Source organism: Shewanella hafniensis (genome assembly GCF_019655335.1).
GTDB classification, from domain to species: Bacteria; Pseudomonadota; Gammaproteobacteria; order Enterobacterales; family Shewanellaceae; genus Shewanella; species Shewanella hafniensis.
In genome coordinates this window covers 10,456-29,374 of record NZ_BPFD01000037.1, presented here as the reverse complement: position 1 = coordinate 29,374, position 18,919 = coordinate 10,456, and the positions used below count along the sequence as shown (strand labels likewise).

The window sequence follows — 18,919 nt, the reverse complement described above, 5'->3', positions numbered from 1 at the left end:
TTAGAGAGAGCGTCATGGCAGAAAAAATCATCATAGCGACCGAAAACGCCCCTGCGGCCATCGGCACTTATTCACAGGCCGTCAAAGTCGGCAGCACAGTGTATTTATCCGGCCAAATTCCACTTGTGCCAAGCACAATGCAAATTGTCAGCGATGATTTTGAAGCGCAAGTGGTGCAAGTATTTGAAAACCTAACCGCCGTTTGTACTGCTGCGGGCGGTTCAATCAACGATATCGTTAAGCTCAACATCTTCCTGATTGATTTAAGCCACTTTGCAAAAGTGAATGAAATCATGAGCCGTTACTTCAGCCAGCCCTACCCTGCCCGTGCAGCTATCGGCGTGAAGCAATTGCCGAAGGATTCTCAAGTTGAAATGGATGGCGTGATGGAGCTGTAAGCTCTCGCATTGCCCTTCAACCAACAACAAGGCGCTGCGGCGCCTTTTTTGTTGCCGCCACAATCCTCTTTCCAGCTTACTATTCTCTTCATCTTATTTTCATACTCAGCTTGTAGGCTTTGGGCTCCATTCTCATATTTTACAATCCTGTAAACTATTTGCGCGGGCTCACAAAACTCGCCATACTGGGTGCAGCCAAAATAACAATAAAGAACAGGGAATTGCCAATGGATACAGCGATTAAGACGCCAATTGAAATGCTGGCGCACTGGGCTAAGACTCAGGGGGACCAAGTCTATTTACGCCAACCTATCAAGGGTCAATTCCTTGATTTTACTTGGGCCGAAGTGCAAGAAAAAGTACAGCAACTGGCTGGTGCCTTACACCACTTAGGCCTAGAGCGCGGAGATAAGATTGCCGTACTCTCTAAAAACTGCGCCGAGTGGTTTATCACCGACCTCGCGTTGATGCACGGCGGCTATGTCAGCGTGCCGATTTACCCAACGGCCAACACAGATACCATTCGCTATGTGTTGCAACACAGTGGCGCAAAAGCCATTTTCCTCGGCAAGCTCGACCATTGGGCTGACCAAGAAGCCGGTGTCGGCGGCGAACTGTTACGCCTTGCTATGCCCTACGATACAATGCCAGCCCAATATCAATGGGAGCAATTACTTAATCTCGGCTATCCACTCGTCGATGCGCCGCTGCCGACGCCTGATCAAGTGATGACGCTTATCTATACCTCTGGCTCGACGGGTCAACCTAAGGGTGCGATTCAAACCTTCGCCAGCTATGGCTGGACCTGCCAAGCGGTAGTGCGTGATTTACGCACCGACGGCAATGACAGACTGTTATCCTATTTACCTTTAGCGCACATCACAGAGCGCGTCGCGATTGAAGGTTCATCCTTCTATTCCGGCAGCGTGGTCGCTTTCGTTGAAAGTCTCGACTCCTTCGTCGCCGACGTGCAAAGGGCAAAACCGACGGTATTCTTCTCAGTGCCGCGTTTGTGGAGCCTGTTCCAGAAAAACATCATAGATAAAATTGGTGTCAGTAAACTGAATCTATTGCTGAAAATCCCGTTAATCAGCAGCTTAGTAAAACACAAAATCCATAAAGGCTTAGGTTTAAACCATTGTCGTTTACTCGGCTCTGGCTCTGCGCCCATTCCGCCGTCGCTGATCCACTGGTATCACAGCATTGGTCTGAATATCTGTGAAGCTTGGGGTATGACAGAAAACTGCGCCTACTCGATTATCAACTATCCCTTCGATGCCCGTAAAATTGGCACTGTGGGTCGCCCGGTTGAGGATTGTCAGATCCGCCAAGGGGAAGATGGTGAGCTGCTGCTTAAGAGTCCAGGGTTGATGACGGCTTATTATCTACAACCCGAAGCGACTGCAGCAGCCTTCGACGCCGATGGTTTCTTCCACACTGGCGATTTGTGCTCCATCGACGCCGATGGTTGCGTGACCATTACCGGCCGAGTGAAGGACAACTTCAAAACCGCCAAAGGTAAATATGTCGCGCCCGTGCCGATTGAACGTAAATTGGCGCAGGACCCGCATGTTGAACTGATCTGCGTGATTGGCTCTGGCCTGCCGCATCCGATCGCATTAGTGCAATTATCCGAAGGCGCTAGTTTGCAGGCCCGCGAAGAAGTCCGCGCTTCACTCAAGGCGACACTCGATAGCGTTAATCCGCACTTAGAGTCACATGAACATGTGGATGCGATTATCGTGGTTAGCGATCCTTGGACGATTGAAAACGATGCACTAACGCCGACGCTGAAGATCAAACGCCATGTGCTTGAAAAAGCGTTTAGCGAACGCGTTGATGGTATTCGTGGCGCTCAAGTTCGCTGGGAAGATGAGTTAACACAGAAATAGCTCAGCAAAACAGAGAGATAGCCAATGTGGTTATCGGCTCAAATCTAGCACGCCTCGGCGTGCTTTTTTATGACATATTCTGTCAAATTTCGATAAAACCACGTATCATATGCGTCTGTCGGCTAAGGGATGATTCCCTTGTACTTTCCCATTCAATATAGGTTTAACAAAGTCCCGTGATGCTAATTACACTCTCGATTATTGGCGGTTTTATTATTTTAACCTTAGGCGCCGAAGCCCTAGTCCGTGGCGCGAGTTCTATCGCCCTACGCTTAGGTATTACGCCACTTATCATAGGCTTAACTATTGTTGCCTTTGGTACTAGCGCACCAGAACTGGCCGTGAGTGTCAAATCTGCCCTCGCCGGAAACAGTGGTATCGCCTTAGGAAACGTTATCGGCTCTAACATTGCAAACATAGGTTTAATCCTAGCGATCACGGCACTAATCCGCCCTATCCAAGTGCAATCTCAAGTGGTGAAGCGCGATATCCCTTTGATGATATTGGCTTCTATGCTGTTCTGGGGGCTCTTATTAGACGGTGAACTCAGCCTAATTGACGGTGTAATACTGCTTTCACTGCTGTTTGGTTATTTAACCTTTAGCTACATCAGCTCGAAAAACAGCAATGATGAGGAAGAAATTGAAGCGGGGCCGAATAACCCACTACTTTCTGGCTTGTTCATCCTAGTCGGCATCAGCATGCTAGTTGGCGGCGGTATTCTGTTTGTAAACGGCGCAGTAGATTTAGCGAAAACCTTCGGCGTGAGTGAAGTCATTATCGGCTTAACGATCGTGGCGATTGGTACCAGTATGCCAGAGTTAGTGACCTCAGTGATTGCGGCATTAAAAGGCCAAAGCGATATCGCTATCGGCAACGTTGTTGGTTCTAACCTGTTCAATATTTTGGGCATTTTAGGTGTTACTGCCATAGTGCATCCAGTGTCATCACTCGGCTTCCAACCCTTCGACTTTATGGTGATGCTAGCCTTAGCCGTTGTGATTCTGCCTTTTGCATGGACGGGATTGCGCATCGGCCGCCGCGAAGGCTCTGTACTACTACTGAGCTATTTAGGCTATATGGGTTACCTGATCAACCAAGCGAGCGCTCAAGCTTTGGTATAACACTCAGCGGTAATCCCCACTTAAAACACCGGAGCCTCTCCGGTGTTTTGCTATCTGAGTTTCGCACTTTTTAAAAAAGACAAGTTTAACACCCTTCAACTAATGACATTTGTCATGCGAAAGCCATGACCTTTGTGTCTGCATTTTTCCTAACGAATTTCTGATAATGAGTCCGTACCCAAGCACAGAGAAACTCACTCAATAAGGAAATACCATGAAAACATTACTACTCGTTTCAAGCTTAGCGCTTATCAGCAGCCACGCGTTTGCAGCGTCGCCCTCTAACGCCAATATCACCAGCATAGATACGGCCTCAAACTCGATGAACCTAGCGCAGCTACAACAACTGAGTGCCAGCACTCAAGATTACGACAAAGCCTATGCGAACTATCGCTTAGCCATCAGCGCCAATGTCATGGGACAAAAAGCCCTCGCCAGTAGTGCTCTGACCAATGCGCAAACGGCTCTGGAAGCCTTAGAAATCAGCCAAGCTGACGCCGAATCCCTAGCGCTGTTATCGTCGGTTTATGGCATGCAAATCGCTTTAGACAATAGCAAAGGCGCAACGCTCGGGATGAAATCAGCCAATGCCATTGCCAACGCCGAACAATTAGCACCTCAAAATCCGCGGGTCGCATTGGTGAAAGCCATCGCCGCCTATAACACCCCAGCTATGTTTGGCGGCAGCATGCAAAATGCTAAGACGCTCGCCACTACCGCCATAGAAAGATTCGCCCAACCTTGCGACGACATTTGTTGGGGCGAAGCCGAAGCTTATACCTGGCGTGGACTCGCTAAACAGGAATTAGGCGATACCCAAGGCGCGATTGAAGATTGGCATCAAGCCATCAAAGTGCAAGCAGATTACGGTTGGGCAAAATTTTTGCTTCAACAAAATCAGCAATTAAGTGCAAACTAGATCCCATTGTTAACAGGGACTGATGGCGCTGACCCCAGCGCCAACCCCTAAACAGAATAAATCAAGGCAGATGCCTCCTTTAGCATTCAAGGGGCAACTATGAACAATCAACACAGTTTCACAGAGGCATCATGATGAGCACTCCACTTCAGCTCGAACGAAAACTTGCTTGGGTGTATTTGATAAACTTAGTGTTTTATCTTATCCCTCTAGCCATAAATCCCTATCCAAGCTGGAAAATCGCCCTCAGTTTTGCTGTGTTAATCCCTTTTATTGCCAGCTATTTTTGGACCTATAAGTGCAATAACCGTAGCGCCTATCGGCCCATTCTGATTATGGTGGCGATAGCAATAGCGATCACCCCAATCAACCCAGGTTCTATCTCACTATTCACCTTTGCGGCTTTTTTCATTGGCTTTTTTTACCCTCTACGAACCTGTCTATTGGCACTTGCTGCCATCATCGGACTACTGTTTGCCCTCAATGAGATTTACCACTTTAACAGTTACTACTTTCCGCTTTACGGCTCGGGGTTAGTGCTCGGCGTGGGTATGTTTGGTGTCGCCGAACGCAGACGTTATCGGCATAAATTAAAAGAACAGCAAAGTGCCCAAGAAATTACCACCTTGGCCACTATGCTTGAGCGTGAGCGTATCGCGCGCGATCTACACGACATTATGGGCCACAGCTTATCTTCGATTGCGCTTAAGGCGGAACTGGCCGAAAAACTGCTGGAAAAACAAGAATACCAACTAGCCACTACCCAGCTTAATGAACTCGGTCAAATCGCCCGCGAGAGCCTCAGCCAAATTCGCCATACTGTATCGGATTACAAACATAAAGGACTCGCGGATAGCGTGACACAACTGTGTAAACTATTGAGAGAAAAAGGGATCAGTGTCGAGCTAACAGGCAGTATCCCCAAATTACCCGCCAGAATGGAGAGCCAGCTAGGGTTAATTGTCACTGAACTGGTGAATAATATTTTACGCCATAGCGGCGCAAGTCAATGTATTATCGACTTTATTCAACAGCCAGATCGACTAATCCTTGAAGTCAAAGATAATGGCACAAGTAAACCTATCGCCGAAGGCAATGGCCTCACTGGCATACGCGAACGTCTCGACATTTTAGGTGGCAGCTTGAGCTATAATCTCGAACAAGGATATGCATTTACCGTCAGTTTACCTTTGCAGGGAGCAACAGATTAATGAAGATTTTATTGGCGGAAGATCAAGCCATGGTGCGTGGCGCACTCGCAGCACTCCTCACGCTTGCGGGAGGCTTTAATATCACCCAAGCGAGTGACGGCGACGAAGCCCTTAACCTACTCAAGCAGCAAAGTTTTGATCTCTTGCTAACCGATATCGAAATGCCCGGTCGCACAGGCCTTGAGCTGGCCGCTTGGGTAAAGGAGCAACACAGCCAAACTAAAGTTGTGGTCATTACTACCTTCGGCCGCGCTGGCTATATCAAACGTGCCATCGAAGCCGGTGTCGGCGGGTTTCTGCTTAAAGATGCCCCCTCGGAAACCTTAGTCAACGCGATTCAACAAGTGATGGCGGGTAAACGGATAATTGATCCTGAACTGGCCATGATGGCAATTGGTGACGTCGACCCACTCAACGATAAAGAACGCCGCGTCCTTCGCCTCGCTAGCGAAGGTAAATCCACCGCCGACATCGCCGAAACCCTCTTTATCGCCGAAGGCACAGTGCGCAACTACCTCTCCGAAGCCATAGCTAAACTCAATGCCAGCAACCGAATCGACGCCGCCCGTATCGCCAAACAAAAGGGCTGGCTATAAACACGCTCACGGTTAACCACTCTTTCGTTCATATCGACAATTTCTGCGGCCTTAGCCGAAACCTAAGGGCCGCAAACTGACGTTAGTTAGGCTAGCAAATAAGTCCCTCATTCTGCTTGAGATTGCCTTACGCTTATTCTCTGTTAATATATGTATAAATTCACAGTGATTGAGTGCTAACGACTTGCAGCAATTGGATCTTGTTCCGATCACCGACCTCAAAGGCGTCGCCAAAAAGGTCGCGGAGAAACTCGCAAAGCTCGGCATCACAACAGTACAAGATCTGCTGTTTCACTTACCCCTGCGCTACGAAGACAGAACCCAAATCTATCCCATTGCCGCCCTCAGCCTAGGCGGTTATGGCACTATAGAAGCTGAAATCCAATCGACGCAAATCATCCAAGGCCGCAAGCGCATGCTGGTCTGCAATGTGCGCGATGATACGGGCAGCTTGAGCCTGCGCTTCTTTAACTTTTCTGTCGCCCAGCGTAATGCCATGCAAAATGGTTTAATGATCCGAGCCTACGGTGAAGTGCGCCGTGGTGGTCATCAAGCCGAGATCGTGCATCCAGAATATAAAGTCGTCTATCCCGGTGAAGATGTTCACCTAAGCGATACCCTAACGCCGATTTATCCCACAACTGAGGGCTTAAAACAGGCGAGTTGGCTAAAGCTGACCGAGCAAGCTTTGGCATTACTGGAAGATGGCGGTTTAACTGAGCTGCTGCCACCGCAGTTGCAACCGAATAACATCAGCCTTAAACAAGCGTTGCAGACGCTGCATCGACCTCCTGCGGGGATCTCACAGTTCGATTTAGAGTTAGGCCAACACCCAGCCCAGCAGCGACTGGTGCAGGAAGAGTTACTCGCCCATAATCTCAGCATGTTACGCCTAAGGCAGCGCAGTAATTTAGATGCAGCGGTGACCATGCAGGCCACGGGGCAGTTGCTCAATCCCTTCCTCGCCGCTTTGCCCTTTAAGCCCACAGGCGCCCAGCAAAGAGTGGTGGCCGATATAGTCAAAGATTTAGAAAAGCCGCACCCTATGATGCGCTTAGTGCAAGGGGATGTGGGCTCGGGTAAAACCTTAGTCGCGGCGATGGCTGCGCTGCAAGCGATTGAAAACGGTTATCAAGTTGCCATGATGGCGCCGACCGAGCTATTGGCCGAGCAGCATGCAACTAACTTTGCCGCTTGGTTTGAGCCACTCGGGCTTAAAGTCGGTTGGCTAGCGGGTAAACTTAAAGGCAAGGCAAGAGCGCAATCACTTGCGGATATTGAATCCGGCGCCGCCCAAATGGTGATTGGCACCCATGCCATCTTCCAGCAGCATGTGGTCTTTAATAAACTCGCGTTAATTATCATAGATGAGCAGCACAGATTCGGCGTACACCAACGCTTAGGTCTGCGGGAAAAGGGCGTGAGCCAAGGTTTCCATCCGCATCAATTGATCATGACGGCAACGCCGATCCCGCGCACGCTAGCGATGACAGCCTATGCGGATCTCGACACTTCTATTATCGATGAACTGCCGCCGGGACGAACTCCAGTAACCACAGTGGCGATTGCCGATTCACGCCGCAACGAAGTGCTTGAACGGGTGCGTAACGCCGTCATCACAGATAAACGTCAGGCCTATTGGGTGTGTACTCTGATTGAAGAATCCGAAGTGCTCGAATGCCAAGCCGCCGAAGACACGGCCGAAGAACTGCGCCTCGCCCTACCCGAGCTCAATATTGGCCTAGTGCATGGCAGGTTGAAGAGCGCTGAGAAACAACAAATCATGGCCGATTTTAAGGCGGGCATCATTCATCTTCTTGTGGCAACGACAGTGATTGAAGTCGGCGTAGACGTGCCTAATTCCAGCCTGATGATCATTGAAAACCCTGAACGTTTAGGCTTAGCGCAATTACACCAACTACGCGGACGAGTCGGCCGAGGCGCCATCGCAAGCCATTGTGTGTTACTCTACAAGGCGCCATTGAGCCATACCGCCACCCAAAGACTGAGTGTACTCAGACAAAGTAATGACGGTTTCATCATAGCGCAGAAAGATTTAGAAATTCGTGGCCCGGGTGAAGTGCTTGGCACTAAGCAAACGGGACTGGCCGAACTGAAAATTGCCGACTTAGTGCGCGATCAAGCTTTGATCCCGCATATTCAAAAACTGGCAAATCACGTGATGGCGCAGGCCCCCGAAAAAGTCGATGCGATTATCTTACGTTGGCTGGGGCACAAGCAGCACTATGTGCAGGCTTAGGCTGTAAAGGGGAAAGGCCGAGGAGTGACATCTGCCTCGATACTCAAAATAAATTGTTTATGTTCAGCTAAGCGCTATAGACAAGCGCATGGAAACTTGCAAAATGAACCAGCGGCATTCCAATCGTCCGCTCTTGCACTTTTAATGTTAGCTGCATGTATTCACCACGTTACCTTGACACTCAAGCGAAGGATGTAAAATGCAAGTTAATCAAGATGATAGAATAACACCTCAAGAGACTTCTTCTAGCAGTAATCGCTTTGCACTTTTTGCGATCGTGCTCGTCGTGCTGCTTTCTGTCGGAGGATATTATTACTACAGCGGTGACTCAGATTCACCTAAACTCATCCCTAACGCGCCAATTGTATTGCCTGAAACACCGCCCTCTGAGCCTATGACGCTCGAAAGTGCGCCAGAACCAGAGACCACAGAGACGACCCCCGTGGCCCCTGAAACGGACACTAACAGCCCAGAAACCCCTGCGGTAACTGAGCCAGAAGTGGTGGTTGAACCTGTACCCGCGCTGGCTGAAAGTGATGCATTTGTGCAACGAAAAGCCCTCGCCATTATCAATAACAATGTGCTGAGTTCTTCACTTGTACAGCAAGATCTCGCACGCCAATTTGTGGTGTTTGTCGACAACTTAGCTCAAGGTGAATTAACCCGCAAAGTGAGCCCACTCAAAGGGCCTGAAAAGCTATTCTCGGTTTCTGAAATCACCAACAAAGTGTATTTAAATCCAGAAGGTTTCCATCGATACGATGCCTATGTTGATTCGATTGCCAAAATGGACGAACAGACGTTAATGGCCACCTATAAGCAAATGACGCCTATGCTAGAGGAAGCCTTTAGCGAACTCGGCTACAGCAATGCCAAATTCAATGACAGAATGCTGCAAGCGATTAAAATACTGCTCGCGGCGCCTATCATTGAAGATCCGATTGAGCTGAGCTCTATTAGCGTTAACTATCAATTTGTTGACCCTAACTTAGAGGCACTACCCAGCGCGCAAAAACTGCTGATCCGTATGGGCCCAGAAAATACCCGCAAGCTAAAAGTAGCCCTACGCAAACTCGAGAGCCAACTGGCGCAGTAAAACCTTGCCGTGGTGAAGACAAAAGGCGCTCGTGCGCCTTTTTCATTTTGACCGTAAATCGCTAGGATAAAAAAGCCTGTCGAATGAGAATGCCATTGCGATATTTGTTACACAAATTCGATCTAACTGCCGAAAATCGCAGCACTTGATCCCATTGCATTAACCCATACAATGCAAATGGCTTCATAAAAACGCGGGGCATAGTGTAGAATGACCCCGCTGTAGAGGTCATTCCAGCGTCATTCATCAAACGCGTTTACACCTCACTATGGTATGACAATCCATCAATGTTCTAACTTAGTTAGGGATAACTAAGACAGCTTAAATTTAGTGTCGAGGCAAAGTAGTGCAACTAACATTCAGCATTCTCTCTTGGGGCGCTTGGTCTCCCCAATATCAGCACCCGCAAAGTTGGCAAACTTGGTGCAAGAATTCGGCTGAATTAAATCTCGGTACGTCACAGTCTGATAGCACAGCTCCCGCACTCAAACACCTTCCTGCCATGCAGCGCCGCCGTTTTAGTCGCTTAACTAAGATGATGTTAGAGGTGAGTTTTCAGTGCGATATGCCGGCGAACTGCCGCTCAATTTTTGCCTCACGCCATGGTGAGTTGCAACGCACCATAGGACTGCTCGAAGACATTATCGCCAAACAGCCCTTATCGCCCTTAGGTTTTAGTCAGTCAGTACACAATACCGCTAGTGGCATTTTTGGCATAGTGGCAGCCAATACCGCGCCATCGACCTCAGTTGCAGCAGGTACCGAAACCCTGTCACAAGCTATGGTTGAAGCCTTCGCCCAGTTACACCAATCGCCAGAACCCTTGCTGTTAGTGTTCGGTGATGATCCCGTGCCACCTGTGTACGATGAGTTTACCCAAGAATTTGAATTGCCTTTGGCCCTCGGCTTACAGCTCGCGCCCTTCGATGCGCCCGCTTCAGTCAAGCTCACTGTCAGCCGCATCTGTGAGTCGACAGCATTAAACCCTTTGACCTATGGCGCTTTTATTCACGCCCTAGCGACAACGCAAAATATTTCAGGCTGCTTATCCCAATGGCATTGGAAGCTTGAGCATGTTTGATACAACCCACAGCCATGACGCTGCCAATAGCCATGAAGATTCAATGCACAATGCCGCTTATACCCCGCCGGAAACTCGCCGCGCAGGGCTGAATTATCTGCCACGTTGGCTCGGCGGCGTGAGTTGTTATATCGCCTTTGGCTTAGGCGGCTTATTAAGCTCCTTGACCATTTTGCCTTTGCTGCGTTTTTGGCCAGGCACACCCGAGGCGCGGATTATTCGAGTCCAAAAGGCTGTGCATCTGATGTTCAAAGGCTTTGTCGCCATGCTCACTTGGGCGGGCGTGATCCACGTTAGCACCCACAGAGCACAACAATTGCACGACGCAAAAGGCGTTATCGTTATCGCCAATCATCCCAGCTTAGTGGATGTCGTCGTGTTGATAAGCCTCATGCCCAATGCGGGCTGCATAGTCAAACAAGGTTTATGGCGTAATCCATTTTTGCGTGGTGTGGTGTCCTGCGCGGGTTATATCCCCAATCGCGGCGCCGAACTCATGCTAGAGGATTGCCGTGAAGTGCTCGCTAGGGGCACCAATTTAATTATCTTCCCCGAGGGCACACGCACGGTTGTCGGCGCGACCATTAACGACTTTGCCCGCGGCGCCGCCAATATTGCCTTAAGGACAGAAGCCGATATTTTACCTGTGGTGCTGCGTACCAATGTGCGTGGTTTGACAAAGGAGCAACCTTGGTATGAGATCCCAAGGCAAACCATGGGGATGGCCGTTGAAATCGGCACAACAGTTTCTTACCAGAAGTACCAAGCGGCTTTAGGTGAGCATGCAAAAATGGCCCGGCAGCTGACGCGGGATCTTGAACACTACTATAAACAACAACTCGAAAATAATTATGAACTTAAACAATGAAATAAAGCAGTTAATCATCGACTGCCTCGATCTTGAAGACGTCAGTATTGATGATATTGAAACCGATGCACCGCTCTTTGGCGAAGGTCTAGGCTTAGATTCTATCGACGCCCTCGAACTCGGCTTAGCCATCAAGAAAAAATTTGATGTTAAAATCGAAGCGAACTCGGATGCCACTAAGGCCCATTTCCACAGTGTTGCCAGCTTAGCTAGCTTTATCGAATCCCAGCGTCCATAGGAGAGGAATATGCAAAATCGTGAACAAATCCTCGCCATGCTGACCACTATTTTAGTGGACGAATTCGAAATTGAGGCTGAGGCAATTACGCCTGAAGCCAACCTGTATGAAGAGCTCGATCTCGACAGTATTGATGCCGTCGACTTAGTGATAAAGCTGCAACAAATGACAGGTAAAAAGATCCAACCCGATGAATTTAAATCCGTTCGCACAGTCAACGATGTGGTGAATGCCATCGAAGGTTTAGTTAAAGACTAATGCGCGCCTTGCTACAGGTGTTAACCGCCCTAACCTTGCTAGCCTATCCGGTTGCCGTATATTTAGGGCTGAATTATTTGCCAGCTAGCACCATAGCACTCGTGTTGTGTTTATTGCTGATAGTTCGGTTAATGCTACAAAAGCAAAGGGTTAAGACGTTAATACTGCCGCTGTTGGTGGGGATAGCGCTCACCGCAGGCAGTTATCTTGCCAAGCGCAGCGACTGGCTTTTGTATTACCCTGTGGTGATAAATCTGACTATGCTGGCGCTGTTCAGTTATTCACTGCACACTGGCCCATGCATGATCGAGCGTTTAGCCCGCTTGAAAGAACCCGATTTACCGGACGAAGCCATTCCATATCTTAAAAAAGTCACCCTACTTTGGTGCGGCTTATTTATCTTCAATGGCACTATGGCGGCTTATACCGCTGGCTTTACTAGCTTAGCAACCTGGACCTTGTATAACGGTTTGATTGCATACGTACTCATGGGACTGCTCCTCGGTGGGGAGTGGTTATATCGCAGCTTTTGGTTGAAGAAAACATGACACAGCTACTCAAAAACTGGTTAACCCAAGGGCCCTATGCCCAACAACTGATCAGCTTTAATCACCACGACATAGTCACAGGTGCATTATTTACCAATCAGGTGGCGTATTTTTACGAGCAACTGCTCGCCGCGCCCGAGAAAAAATGGCTGCTCGCCAGTGATACCAGCGATCTGTTTGCCGTCGGATTATGTGCCGCACTGTTAGCAGGCAAGGAAATTATCCTGCCTCCCAACACCCAAACCGGCACCTTGAGCGAGTTAACCCACCAGTTTGAAGGCATATTATCGGACAAGCCATTGTGTGAAAGTCAGGCTTTTGTGCTGCTAAAAAAAGAGCTGAGCCTACCGAGTAAACCTTGGCCCGCGAGCGCGGCTATCGGCGAGTTAGTGCTCTTTACCTCCGGCAGCAGCGGCGAACCTAAGGCTATCCGTAAAACACTCAGGCAGTTAGATGTCGAAGTGTCAGTGCTCGAACAGACCTTTGCAGAGCATTTGCCCCATTGCAGTGTGGTTTCAACGGTTTCTCACCAGCATATTTATGGTCTGTTATTCAAGATTTTGTGGCCGCTCGCCGCCAGTCGACCGTTTTTAAGCGAGCAGATTGAATACCCAGAAACCCTAAGTTATTACACTGCCTTACTGCCAAACCTGTGTTTGATCAGTAGTCCTGCCCAATTATCGCGCCTACCTAAAGCGCTAGAGCACGAGCGGCAACTGCGCTCACCGAGCCTAGTATTTAGCTCTGGTGGGCCATTAAGTTATGCCGCGGCCAAGGGTGTCAACCAGTGCTATGGTCACCTGCCCATCGAAATTTTTGGTAGCACAGAAACCGGCGGCATCGCCTATCGCCGTCAACATGAGGCCGATGAACCTTGGCAAGTGTTTGACCGCATTTCAATAGATCAAGATCCGAGCGACGGCGCCCTGCTGCTGAAATCGCCCTATTTGGCCGATGATGAATGGTTGCGCTGCGAAGATAAAATCGAACCGACCGAAAATGGCCAGTTTAGACTCAAGGGCCGACTCGATCGCATCGTTAAGATTGAAGAAAAACGCCTGTCACTGGCGCAAATGGAAACGCTGTTAGGCAGTCACGCCTATGTTGAGCAAGCCGCACTTGTCGTATTGCCGCAGTTTAAATCCCAACTGGGCGCGGTCGTGACCCTCTCCGCACTTGGCCGCAGCGTGCATCAAGAGCAGGGAAAACTCAGTATCAACAATGCGTTAAAAGCACATTTACTGACCCAATTTGAGCGCGTCACCCTGCCACGCCGCTGGCGTTATCCCGATATTTTGCCGCTTAACACTCAGGGTAAGCGTGTCACTGCCCAGTTAGTCGAGTTATTTGATCATGATTAAATCGAGTTTACCGCCGATCCTGCATTCCGATATCGGCATTGATAACATTGAATTACGTCTGTTAGTGGCGGCTGACCTTGACTATTTTAAGGGGCATTTCCCCGAACAGGCCGTGTTGCCGGGCGTGACGCAATTAGATTGGGCGGTGCGTTTAGGCTGCCAATATTTTGGTTATTCAGAGGCGGTTGCTAACTTAGAAGTGCTTAAGTTTCAGCAACTCATACTGCCGGGGCAAGAAGTCACCTTAAGCATTAGCAATAATGCCGCTAAGGCAAAACTCACTTTCGCCTATAGCGATGGTGACAACCGCTACGCGTCGGGCCGTATAGCCTTTGATACCTCGCCATTGGTCAATCAGTCTTCCGATGTCAACAATAACGGAGCGAGCCAGTGTTAACGCCACCCAGCGACCTTGTTGAGTCGGCGCCTATTAAGCTCGCCTTAGTGATCCCCAATTACAATCACAGCGCCGCGATTGCCCAGACCTTGGCCGAACTCGCCCAATTTAATCTGCCCTGTTATTTGATTGATGATGGCAGCAATGATGAAACTCGTTATCTACTGCAATCCTTAGCCCAAACCTATCCTTGGGTGACGCTGCTGCTGCATCCGTACAATCGTGGTAAGGGCGCCGCCGTGATGACAGGGCTGCGCCGTGCCTACCGCGATGGCTTTAGTCATGCGCTGCAGGTCGATGCTGATGGCCAACATAATCTCGCCGATATTCCGGCTATGTTAGCAAGGGCACAGGCTAAACCCGATGCGCTGATTTCGGGTAAACCTGAGTACGATGAATCCGTGCCTAAGGGCAGGCTTTATGGACGCTACTTAACCCATTTTTGGGTATGGGTCGAAACCTTAAGCTTTGATATTCAAGATTCTATGTGTGGCTTTCGCGTTTATCCGCTGGCCGCCACCGAACGATTACTCTACCAGCAAGCCTTAACCGAGCGAATGGATTTTGATATCGAAATCCTAGTCAAACTCTACTGGCAAGGGGTGGAGATTTTATTCCAACCGACTAAGGTGATTTATCCCGAAGGCGGCGTCAGTCACTTTCAAGCTGTGGCCGATAATGTGCGCATCACTAAGCTGCACACTAAGTTATTTTTCGGCATGCTCAAACGCCTCCCCTGGCTGCTGAAACGCAAACAATCGCAGCAGCAAGCCTATATTTCAGAGACCTCATCGAAGCCACAAACAACTGCAACCACCCATTGGTCTGGCATGAAGGAGCGCGGCAGTTACTGGGGCATCAAACTGTTAGCCGAGAGCTATCGCTTTGGCGGCCATTGGTTATGCCGCGCCATTATGTATCCAGTGATTTGCTATTTTTTCCTCACAGGCAAAGTCACCCGCGAAGCCTCGTTAGATTTTCTGCGCCGCGTGCAAAAACTTGAGCCGCAACACCCTAAGCTCAATCGGCCCGTAGGCTGGCGTGATAGCCTGAATCACTTTTTAGCCTTTGGCAATGCGGCGCTCGATAGAATCGATGCCTGGTGCGATCGTATTCAATTGAGCCAAGTGGATTTCCCCGATCGCCAAGTGCTGGCCGACCAGCTCGAAAGCGGCAAAGGCGCGGTGTTATTGGTATCGCACCTTGGTAATTTAGAACTCTGCCGCGCCATTTCCATCCACCAGCGCAAAGTCAAAGTCAACGTCATGGTGTTAACGAGCCATGCTGAAAATTTCAATAAGGTACTCAAGCAGTTAAACCCAGATAGCACGCTCAATCTCATTCAAGTGACTGAGCTGAATCCTGCAACGTCTATGCTGTTGCAGCAAAAGATAGAAGACGGTGAACTGGTGGTAATTGCGGGGGATAGAACCTCATCCAATACCCAAGGTCGCGTCATGTATGCACCATTTATGGGCCAAGATGCCGCGTTTCCACAGGGGCCGTTTATTTTGGCGGGCTTACTCGATTGTCCCGTATTTTTAATGTTTTGCCTGCGGGAACAGGGTCGTTATCGGGTGCATTTAGAACGCTTCGCCGAAACACTGAAAGGCCCAAGAGCGGGCAGAATGGACAGATTACAGCAGGCCGTGAACCGCTACAGCGAACGTTTAGAATACTTTGCCAGACGCGAGCCTTTGCAATGGTTTAACTTTTTTGATTTTTGGCGCAAAGACAGCGAGTTCCAACGCGCTCTATCGCAGTTAGTACAGCCTAATCCGTTACCGACAACTTCAGCATCATCGCCGATCCCAGAGCAGGATCATAAGACAGACAGGACACAGCATTCATGAGCCACACCCAAGCAGCCGACTCCGAGAGTCAATCAGACCTACAGACTGTTGAGTTTGGCCGTCAATTTCTCACCTTAGAACAAGTGGTTGCCGTCGCCAAGGGCGCGCCAGTCAAGCTCTGTGACGATGCGGATTATCAAGAATATATCCAAAAAGGTGCGCGCTTTATCGATAGCCTGCTGCACGAAGAAGGCGTGGTCTATGGCGTAACCACAGGTTATGGCGACTCTTGCACAGTCAATGTGAGTTTAGATCTGGTCCACGAATTACCACTGCATTTAACCCGCTTCCACGGCTGCGGTTTAGGCGAGACCTTAAGCATAATGCAGGCCCGCGCTGTGATGGCTTGCCGTTTAAACTCCTTAGCCATTGGCAAATCTGGCGTGACCTATGAGCTATTAAAGCGCATCGAAACCTTGCTCAATCTCAACATAGTGCCAGTCATCCCAGAGGAAGGTTCGGTCGGCGCCAGTGGTGATTTAACGCCGCTATCGTATTTGGCCGCCGTATTAGTCGGCGAGCGCGAAGTGATTTACCAAGGTGAGCGCCAAGCGACAAAAGATGTGTACGCTAAACTCAACATCACCCCGCACGTGCTGCGCCCAAAAGAAGGCTTAGCCCTGATGAACGGCACCGCCGTGATGACGGCCTTGGCCTGTTTAGCCTTCGATCGCGCCCAATATCTTGCCCGCTTAAGTAGCCGCATTACCGCCATGGCTTCGTTAACGTTAAAAGGCAACTCGAACCATTTTGATGAAATCTTATTTGCCGCCAAACCGCATCCCGGGCAAAACCAAATCGCCACTTGGATACGGGAAGATTTGAATCACCACGAACATCCACGTAATTCTGACAGGCTGCAGGACAGATATTCCATCCGCTGCGCACCGCACATTATCGGCGTGTTGCAGGATGCCCTGCCGTTTATGCGTCAGTTTATCGAAACCGAAGTCAACAGCGCCAACGACAACCCGATTGTCGACGGCGAAGGCGAGCACATTCTCCACGGTGGCCATTTCTACGGCGGCCATATCGCCTTTGCGATGGATTCACTGAAGAATACTGTGGCCAACTTGGCCGATCTTATCGATCGCCAAATGGCACTCGTGATGGACCCTAAGTTTAACAATGGCTTACCTGCGAACTTATCCGGCTCAACCGGAGCGCGCCGCGCGATTAATCATGGCTTTAAAGCGGTGCAAATTGGCGTATCGGCATGGACGGCAGAAGCACTCAAGCACACTATGCCCGCCAGCGTGTTCTCACGTTCGACCGAATGCCACAATCAAGACAAAGTCAGCATGGGCACTATCGCCGCCCGTGACTGCATGCGCGTGCTGCAATTAACCGAACAAGTGGCCGCCGCAGCCTTGCTCGCCATGACCCAAGGTATTGGTTTGCGTATCGCCCAAAATGAACTGGACGAAGCCTCGCTCACCCCCTCATTGGCGAAAACCCTCGCCCAAGTGCGCGCCGATTTTGAGACCTTAATTGAAGATAGGCCGCTCGAAGCCGTGCTACGCCAAACCATAGCTAAAATCCAAGCGGGCGAATGGGAAGTGTGCCGATGAAATCATTGCTCACTATCGATATGGAAATGCAAATTCCCTTCCACGATGTGGATTCCATGGGGATCACTTGGCATGGTAATTACCTGCGTTATTTCGAAATAGCTCGCTGTAAACTGCTCGATGAGCTGGGCTATAACTACCGCCAAATGCAGGCATCTAACTATGCCTGGCCGATTGTCGATTTGCAGATTAAGTACGTTAAAGCCAGCACCTTTGAGCAAAAAATCACAGTGCGTGCCGAGTTAGTCGAGTGGGAAAACCGCTTAAAGATCAATTATCAAATTCGCGATGTTGAAACCGGTGCCCGCATCACTAAGGGCTATACCATTCAGGCGGCGGTCGATATGAGCACCCAAGAATTGTGCTTTGTTACCCCAGACGTGTTCCGTAACAAAATCGCCACCCTGCTTGCCAAGGTGGAAGACTAATGAACTCAGTACTCACCAAGAGTTCTGCGCTGACGAAGAATCCTGTGCTGACAAAGTGTGCATTATTTCTCTGCTTAGCTTTTGCTTTGATAAGCAGCCTGCCACTCAAGGCTGAAACCTTAAGTGACAAGCTTGCCACGCCCAGCGCTTATCAAGCACTCTTTAGCCAAAGTGCCGATGCTGAGCAGCTTGTCGCCTTAAGCCAAAAACTTAACTTGGGCGAAACGGTGCGAGGTCAGTTTGTGCAATCTCGGCAGTTAAAGGTTCTCAAAAAGCCGTTAATCAGCCAAGGTCAGTTTATCTTCGACAAAGAGCAAGGGCTGATTTGGCAACAGATAAAACCCTTCGAATCCCTGCTGATTTTAAAAGATAAGCAACTTATTCAGCGCGATAGCCAAGGTCGAGTCCAAGTCAGCAAGGCCGATGCCTCGGCAAGCGCCGCCGCTATGGGGGATTTATTGCCCAGCCTAGTGCGCGCTATGCTCGGCGGTGATATTTCCGGTTTAAGTGAGAACTTCGAGCTGCACTTCCTCAGCACAGACAAGTTAAACGCAGAAAAGTTAAGCCCAGAGAACTTGAGTCCAGGCAGCCAATGGCAATTGGGCCTAACGCCCAAAGATCCCTTAATGAAAAAAGCCATCGCCAATATGGTGTTAGAGGGTGGCGATACCTTGCAATCCTTAGTGCTGCTGAGCGCCGCGCCGAGTGTGAGCCCGCAGGATATGACCCGCATCGACTTTAGTGCGCTTTCCCAAGGCACACTCAGCGAAACCGAATTGGCGCAGTATGCGTTAGCGCTCGAGGCGAATAAACCTTAACC

General features: G+C 49.6%; 19 protein-coding genes. All 19 read left to right on the top strand.

Annotation, left to right across the window (positions count from 1 at the left end; translation table 11 throughout):
- The first annotated feature begins 14 nt into the window (after window positions 1-14).
- The gene (gene ridA / locus K5Q99_RS12050) at window positions 15-398 is read left to right on the top strand and encodes a deaminase RidA (protein ID WP_006079838.1); all 384 of its coding nucleotides are present in this window, start codon (window positions 15-17) and stop codon (window positions 396-398) included.
- A gap of 227 nt (window positions 399-625) precedes the next feature.
- Entirely contained in the window at window positions 626-2,290 is a 1,665-nt protein-coding gene (locus K5Q99_RS12045) for an AMP-binding protein (RefSeq protein ID WP_220776990.1), read from the top strand.
- A 179-nt stretch (window positions 2,291-2,469) separates the two neighbouring features.
- The gene (locus K5Q99_RS12040) at window positions 2,470-3,414 is read left to right on the top strand and encodes a calcium/sodium antiporter (RefSeq protein ID WP_106648355.1); all 945 of its coding nucleotides are present in this window, start codon (window positions 2,470-2,472) and stop codon (window positions 3,412-3,414) included.
- Window positions 3,415-3,628: 214 nt separating this feature from the next.
- The gene (locus tag K5Q99_RS12035; protein WP_220776989.1) at window positions 3,629-4,333 is read left to right on the top strand and encodes a tetratricopeptide repeat protein; all 705 of its coding nucleotides are present in this window, start codon (window positions 3,629-3,631) and stop codon (window positions 4,331-4,333) included.
- 131 nt (window positions 4,334-4,464) lie between these two features.
- Window positions 4,465-5,544, top strand: a complete 1,080-nt coding sequence (locus K5Q99_RS12030) for a sensor histidine kinase (protein ID WP_220776988.1) — start codon at window positions 4,465-4,467, stop codon at window positions 5,542-5,544.
- Complete coding sequence (locus K5Q99_RS12025) at window positions 5,544-6,140, top strand: response regulator transcription factor (RefSeq protein ID WP_220776987.1); 597 nt, start codon at window positions 5,544-5,546, stop codon at window positions 6,138-6,140. Before K5Q99_RS12030 ends, K5Q99_RS12025 begins: the two co-directional genes overlap by 1 nt.
- 184 nt (window positions 6,141-6,324) lie before the next feature.
- The gene (gene recG, locus K5Q99_RS12020) at window positions 6,325-8,400 is read left to right on the top strand and encodes an ATP-dependent DNA helicase RecG (protein ID WP_220776986.1); all 2,076 of its coding nucleotides are present in this window, start codon (window positions 6,325-6,327) and stop codon (window positions 8,398-8,400) included.
- A gap of 199 nt (window positions 8,401-8,599) precedes the next feature.
- Window positions 8,600-9,496: a DUF3014 domain-containing protein gene (locus tag K5Q99_RS12015; protein ID WP_220776985.1), complete on the top strand. Its 897-nt coding sequence runs from the start codon at window positions 8,600-8,602 to the stop codon at window positions 9,494-9,496.
- Window positions 9,497-9,842: 346 nt separating this feature from the next.
- On the top strand, window positions 9,843-10,577 hold the full coding sequence (locus K5Q99_RS12010; protein WP_106648361.1) for a beta-ketoacyl synthase chain length factor: 735 nt from the start codon (window positions 9,843-9,845) through the stop codon (window positions 10,575-10,577).
- Window positions 10,570-11,445, top strand: coding sequence for a lysophospholipid acyltransferase family protein (locus K5Q99_RS12005; RefSeq protein ID WP_220776984.1), 876 nt, complete (start codon window positions 10,570-10,572; stop codon window positions 11,443-11,445). The genes K5Q99_RS12010 and K5Q99_RS12005 overlap by 8 nt, the downstream gene beginning before the upstream one ends.
- The gene (locus K5Q99_RS12000; RefSeq protein ID WP_006079824.1) at window positions 11,429-11,683 is read left to right on the top strand and encodes a phosphopantetheine-binding protein; all 255 of its coding nucleotides are present in this window, start codon (window positions 11,429-11,431) and stop codon (window positions 11,681-11,683) included. The genes K5Q99_RS12005 and K5Q99_RS12000 overlap by 17 nt, the downstream gene beginning before the upstream one ends.
- Before the next feature lie 9 nt (window positions 11,684-11,692).
- Entirely contained in the window at window positions 11,693-11,941 is a 249-nt protein-coding gene (locus K5Q99_RS11995) for an acyl carrier protein (RefSeq protein ID WP_011982196.1), read from the top strand.
- Window positions 11,941-12,489: a COG4648 family protein gene (locus K5Q99_RS11990; protein WP_220776983.1), complete on the top strand. Its 549-nt coding sequence runs from the start codon at window positions 11,941-11,943 to the stop codon at window positions 12,487-12,489. The genes K5Q99_RS11995 and K5Q99_RS11990 overlap by 1 nt, the downstream gene beginning before the upstream one ends.
- Window positions 12,486-13,850 carry an AMP-binding protein gene (locus K5Q99_RS11985; RefSeq protein ID WP_220776982.1) on the top strand — a complete coding sequence of 455 codons (1,365 nt, stop codon included), beginning with the start codon at window positions 12,486-12,488 and terminating at the stop codon, window positions 13,848-13,850. Before K5Q99_RS11990 ends, K5Q99_RS11985 begins: the two co-directional genes overlap by 4 nt.
- On the top strand, window positions 13,843-14,247 hold the full coding sequence (locus K5Q99_RS11980; protein WP_220776981.1) for an ApeI family dehydratase: 405 nt from the start codon (window positions 13,843-13,845) through the stop codon (window positions 14,245-14,247). Before K5Q99_RS11985 ends, K5Q99_RS11980 begins: the two co-directional genes overlap by 8 nt.
- Window positions 14,241-16,100 (top strand): glycosyltransferase family 2 protein, encoded by a 1,860-nt coding sequence (locus tag K5Q99_RS11975; RefSeq protein ID WP_220776980.1) that lies wholly within the window; start codon window positions 14,241-14,243, stop codon window positions 16,098-16,100. The genes K5Q99_RS11980 and K5Q99_RS11975 overlap by 7 nt, the downstream gene beginning before the upstream one ends.
- Complete coding sequence (locus tag K5Q99_RS11970; protein ID WP_220776979.1) at window positions 16,097-17,671, top strand: HAL/PAL/TAL family ammonia-lyase; 1,575 nt, start codon at window positions 16,097-16,099, stop codon at window positions 17,669-17,671. Before K5Q99_RS11975 ends, K5Q99_RS11970 begins: the two co-directional genes overlap by 4 nt.
- The gene (locus K5Q99_RS11965) at window positions 17,668-18,099 is read left to right on the top strand and encodes an acyl-CoA thioesterase (protein WP_220776978.1); all 432 of its coding nucleotides are present in this window, start codon (window positions 17,668-17,670) and stop codon (window positions 18,097-18,099) included. The genes K5Q99_RS11970 and K5Q99_RS11965 overlap by 4 nt, the downstream gene beginning before the upstream one ends.
- Complete coding sequence (locus tag K5Q99_RS11960; RefSeq protein ID WP_220776977.1) at window positions 18,099-18,917, top strand: outer membrane lipoprotein carrier protein LolA; 819 nt, start codon at window positions 18,099-18,101, stop codon at window positions 18,915-18,917. Before K5Q99_RS11965 ends, K5Q99_RS11960 begins: the two co-directional genes overlap by 1 nt.
- Window positions 18,918-18,919 lie beyond the last annotated feature (2 nt).

Bases quoted from the DNA above. Each gene is read 5' to 3' on its own strand.
- K5Q99_RS11995 (WP_011982196.1), top strand. From the start codon at position 11,693: ATGCAAAATCGTGAACAAATCCTCGCCATGCTGACCACTATTTTAGTG.
- K5Q99_RS11970 (WP_220776979.1), top strand. From the start codon at position 16,097: ATGAGCCACACCCAAGCAGCCGACTCCGAGAGTCAATCAGACCTACAG.
- K5Q99_RS12015 (WP_220776985.1), top strand. From the start codon at position 8,600: ATGCAAGTTAATCAAGATGATAGAATAACACCTCAAGAGACTTCTTCT.
- K5Q99_RS12030 (WP_220776988.1), top strand. From the start codon at position 4,465: ATGATGAGCACTCCACTTCAGCTCGAACGAAAACTTGCTTGGGTGTAT.
- K5Q99_RS11990 (WP_220776983.1), top strand. From the start codon at position 11,941: ATGCGCGCCTTGCTACAGGTGTTAACCGCCCTAACCTTGCTAGCCTAT.
- K5Q99_RS11980 (WP_220776981.1), top strand. From the start codon at position 13,843: ATGATTAAATCGAGTTTACCGCCGATCCTGCATTCCGATATCGGCATT.
- K5Q99_RS12040 (WP_106648355.1), top strand. From the start codon at position 2,470: ATGCTAATTACACTCTCGATTATTGGCGGTTTTATTATTTTAACCTTA.
- ridA (WP_006079838.1), top strand. From the start codon at position 15: ATGGCAGAAAAAATCATCATAGCGACCGAAAACGCCCCTGCGGCCATC.
- K5Q99_RS11965 (WP_220776978.1), top strand. From the start codon at position 17,668: ATGAAATCATTGCTCACTATCGATATGGAAATGCAAATTCCCTTCCAC.
- K5Q99_RS12035 (WP_220776989.1), top strand. From the start codon at position 3,629: ATGAAAACATTACTACTCGTTTCAAGCTTAGCGCTTATCAGCAGCCAC.
- K5Q99_RS12045 (WP_220776990.1), top strand. From the start codon at position 626: ATGGATACAGCGATTAAGACGCCAATTGAAATGCTGGCGCACTGGGCT.
- K5Q99_RS12000 (WP_006079824.1), top strand. From the start codon at position 11,429: ATGAACTTAAACAATGAAATAAAGCAGTTAATCATCGACTGCCTCGAT.
- K5Q99_RS11960 (WP_220776977.1), top strand. From the start codon at position 18,099: ATGAACTCAGTACTCACCAAGAGTTCTGCGCTGACGAAGAATCCTGTG.
- K5Q99_RS12025 (WP_220776987.1), top strand. From the start codon at position 5,544: ATGAAGATTTTATTGGCGGAAGATCAAGCCATGGTGCGTGGCGCACTC.
- K5Q99_RS12005 (WP_220776984.1), top strand. From the start codon at position 10,570: ATGTTTGATACAACCCACAGCCATGACGCTGCCAATAGCCATGAAGAT.
- K5Q99_RS11985 (WP_220776982.1), top strand. From the start codon at position 12,486: ATGACACAGCTACTCAAAAACTGGTTAACCCAAGGGCCCTATGCCCAA.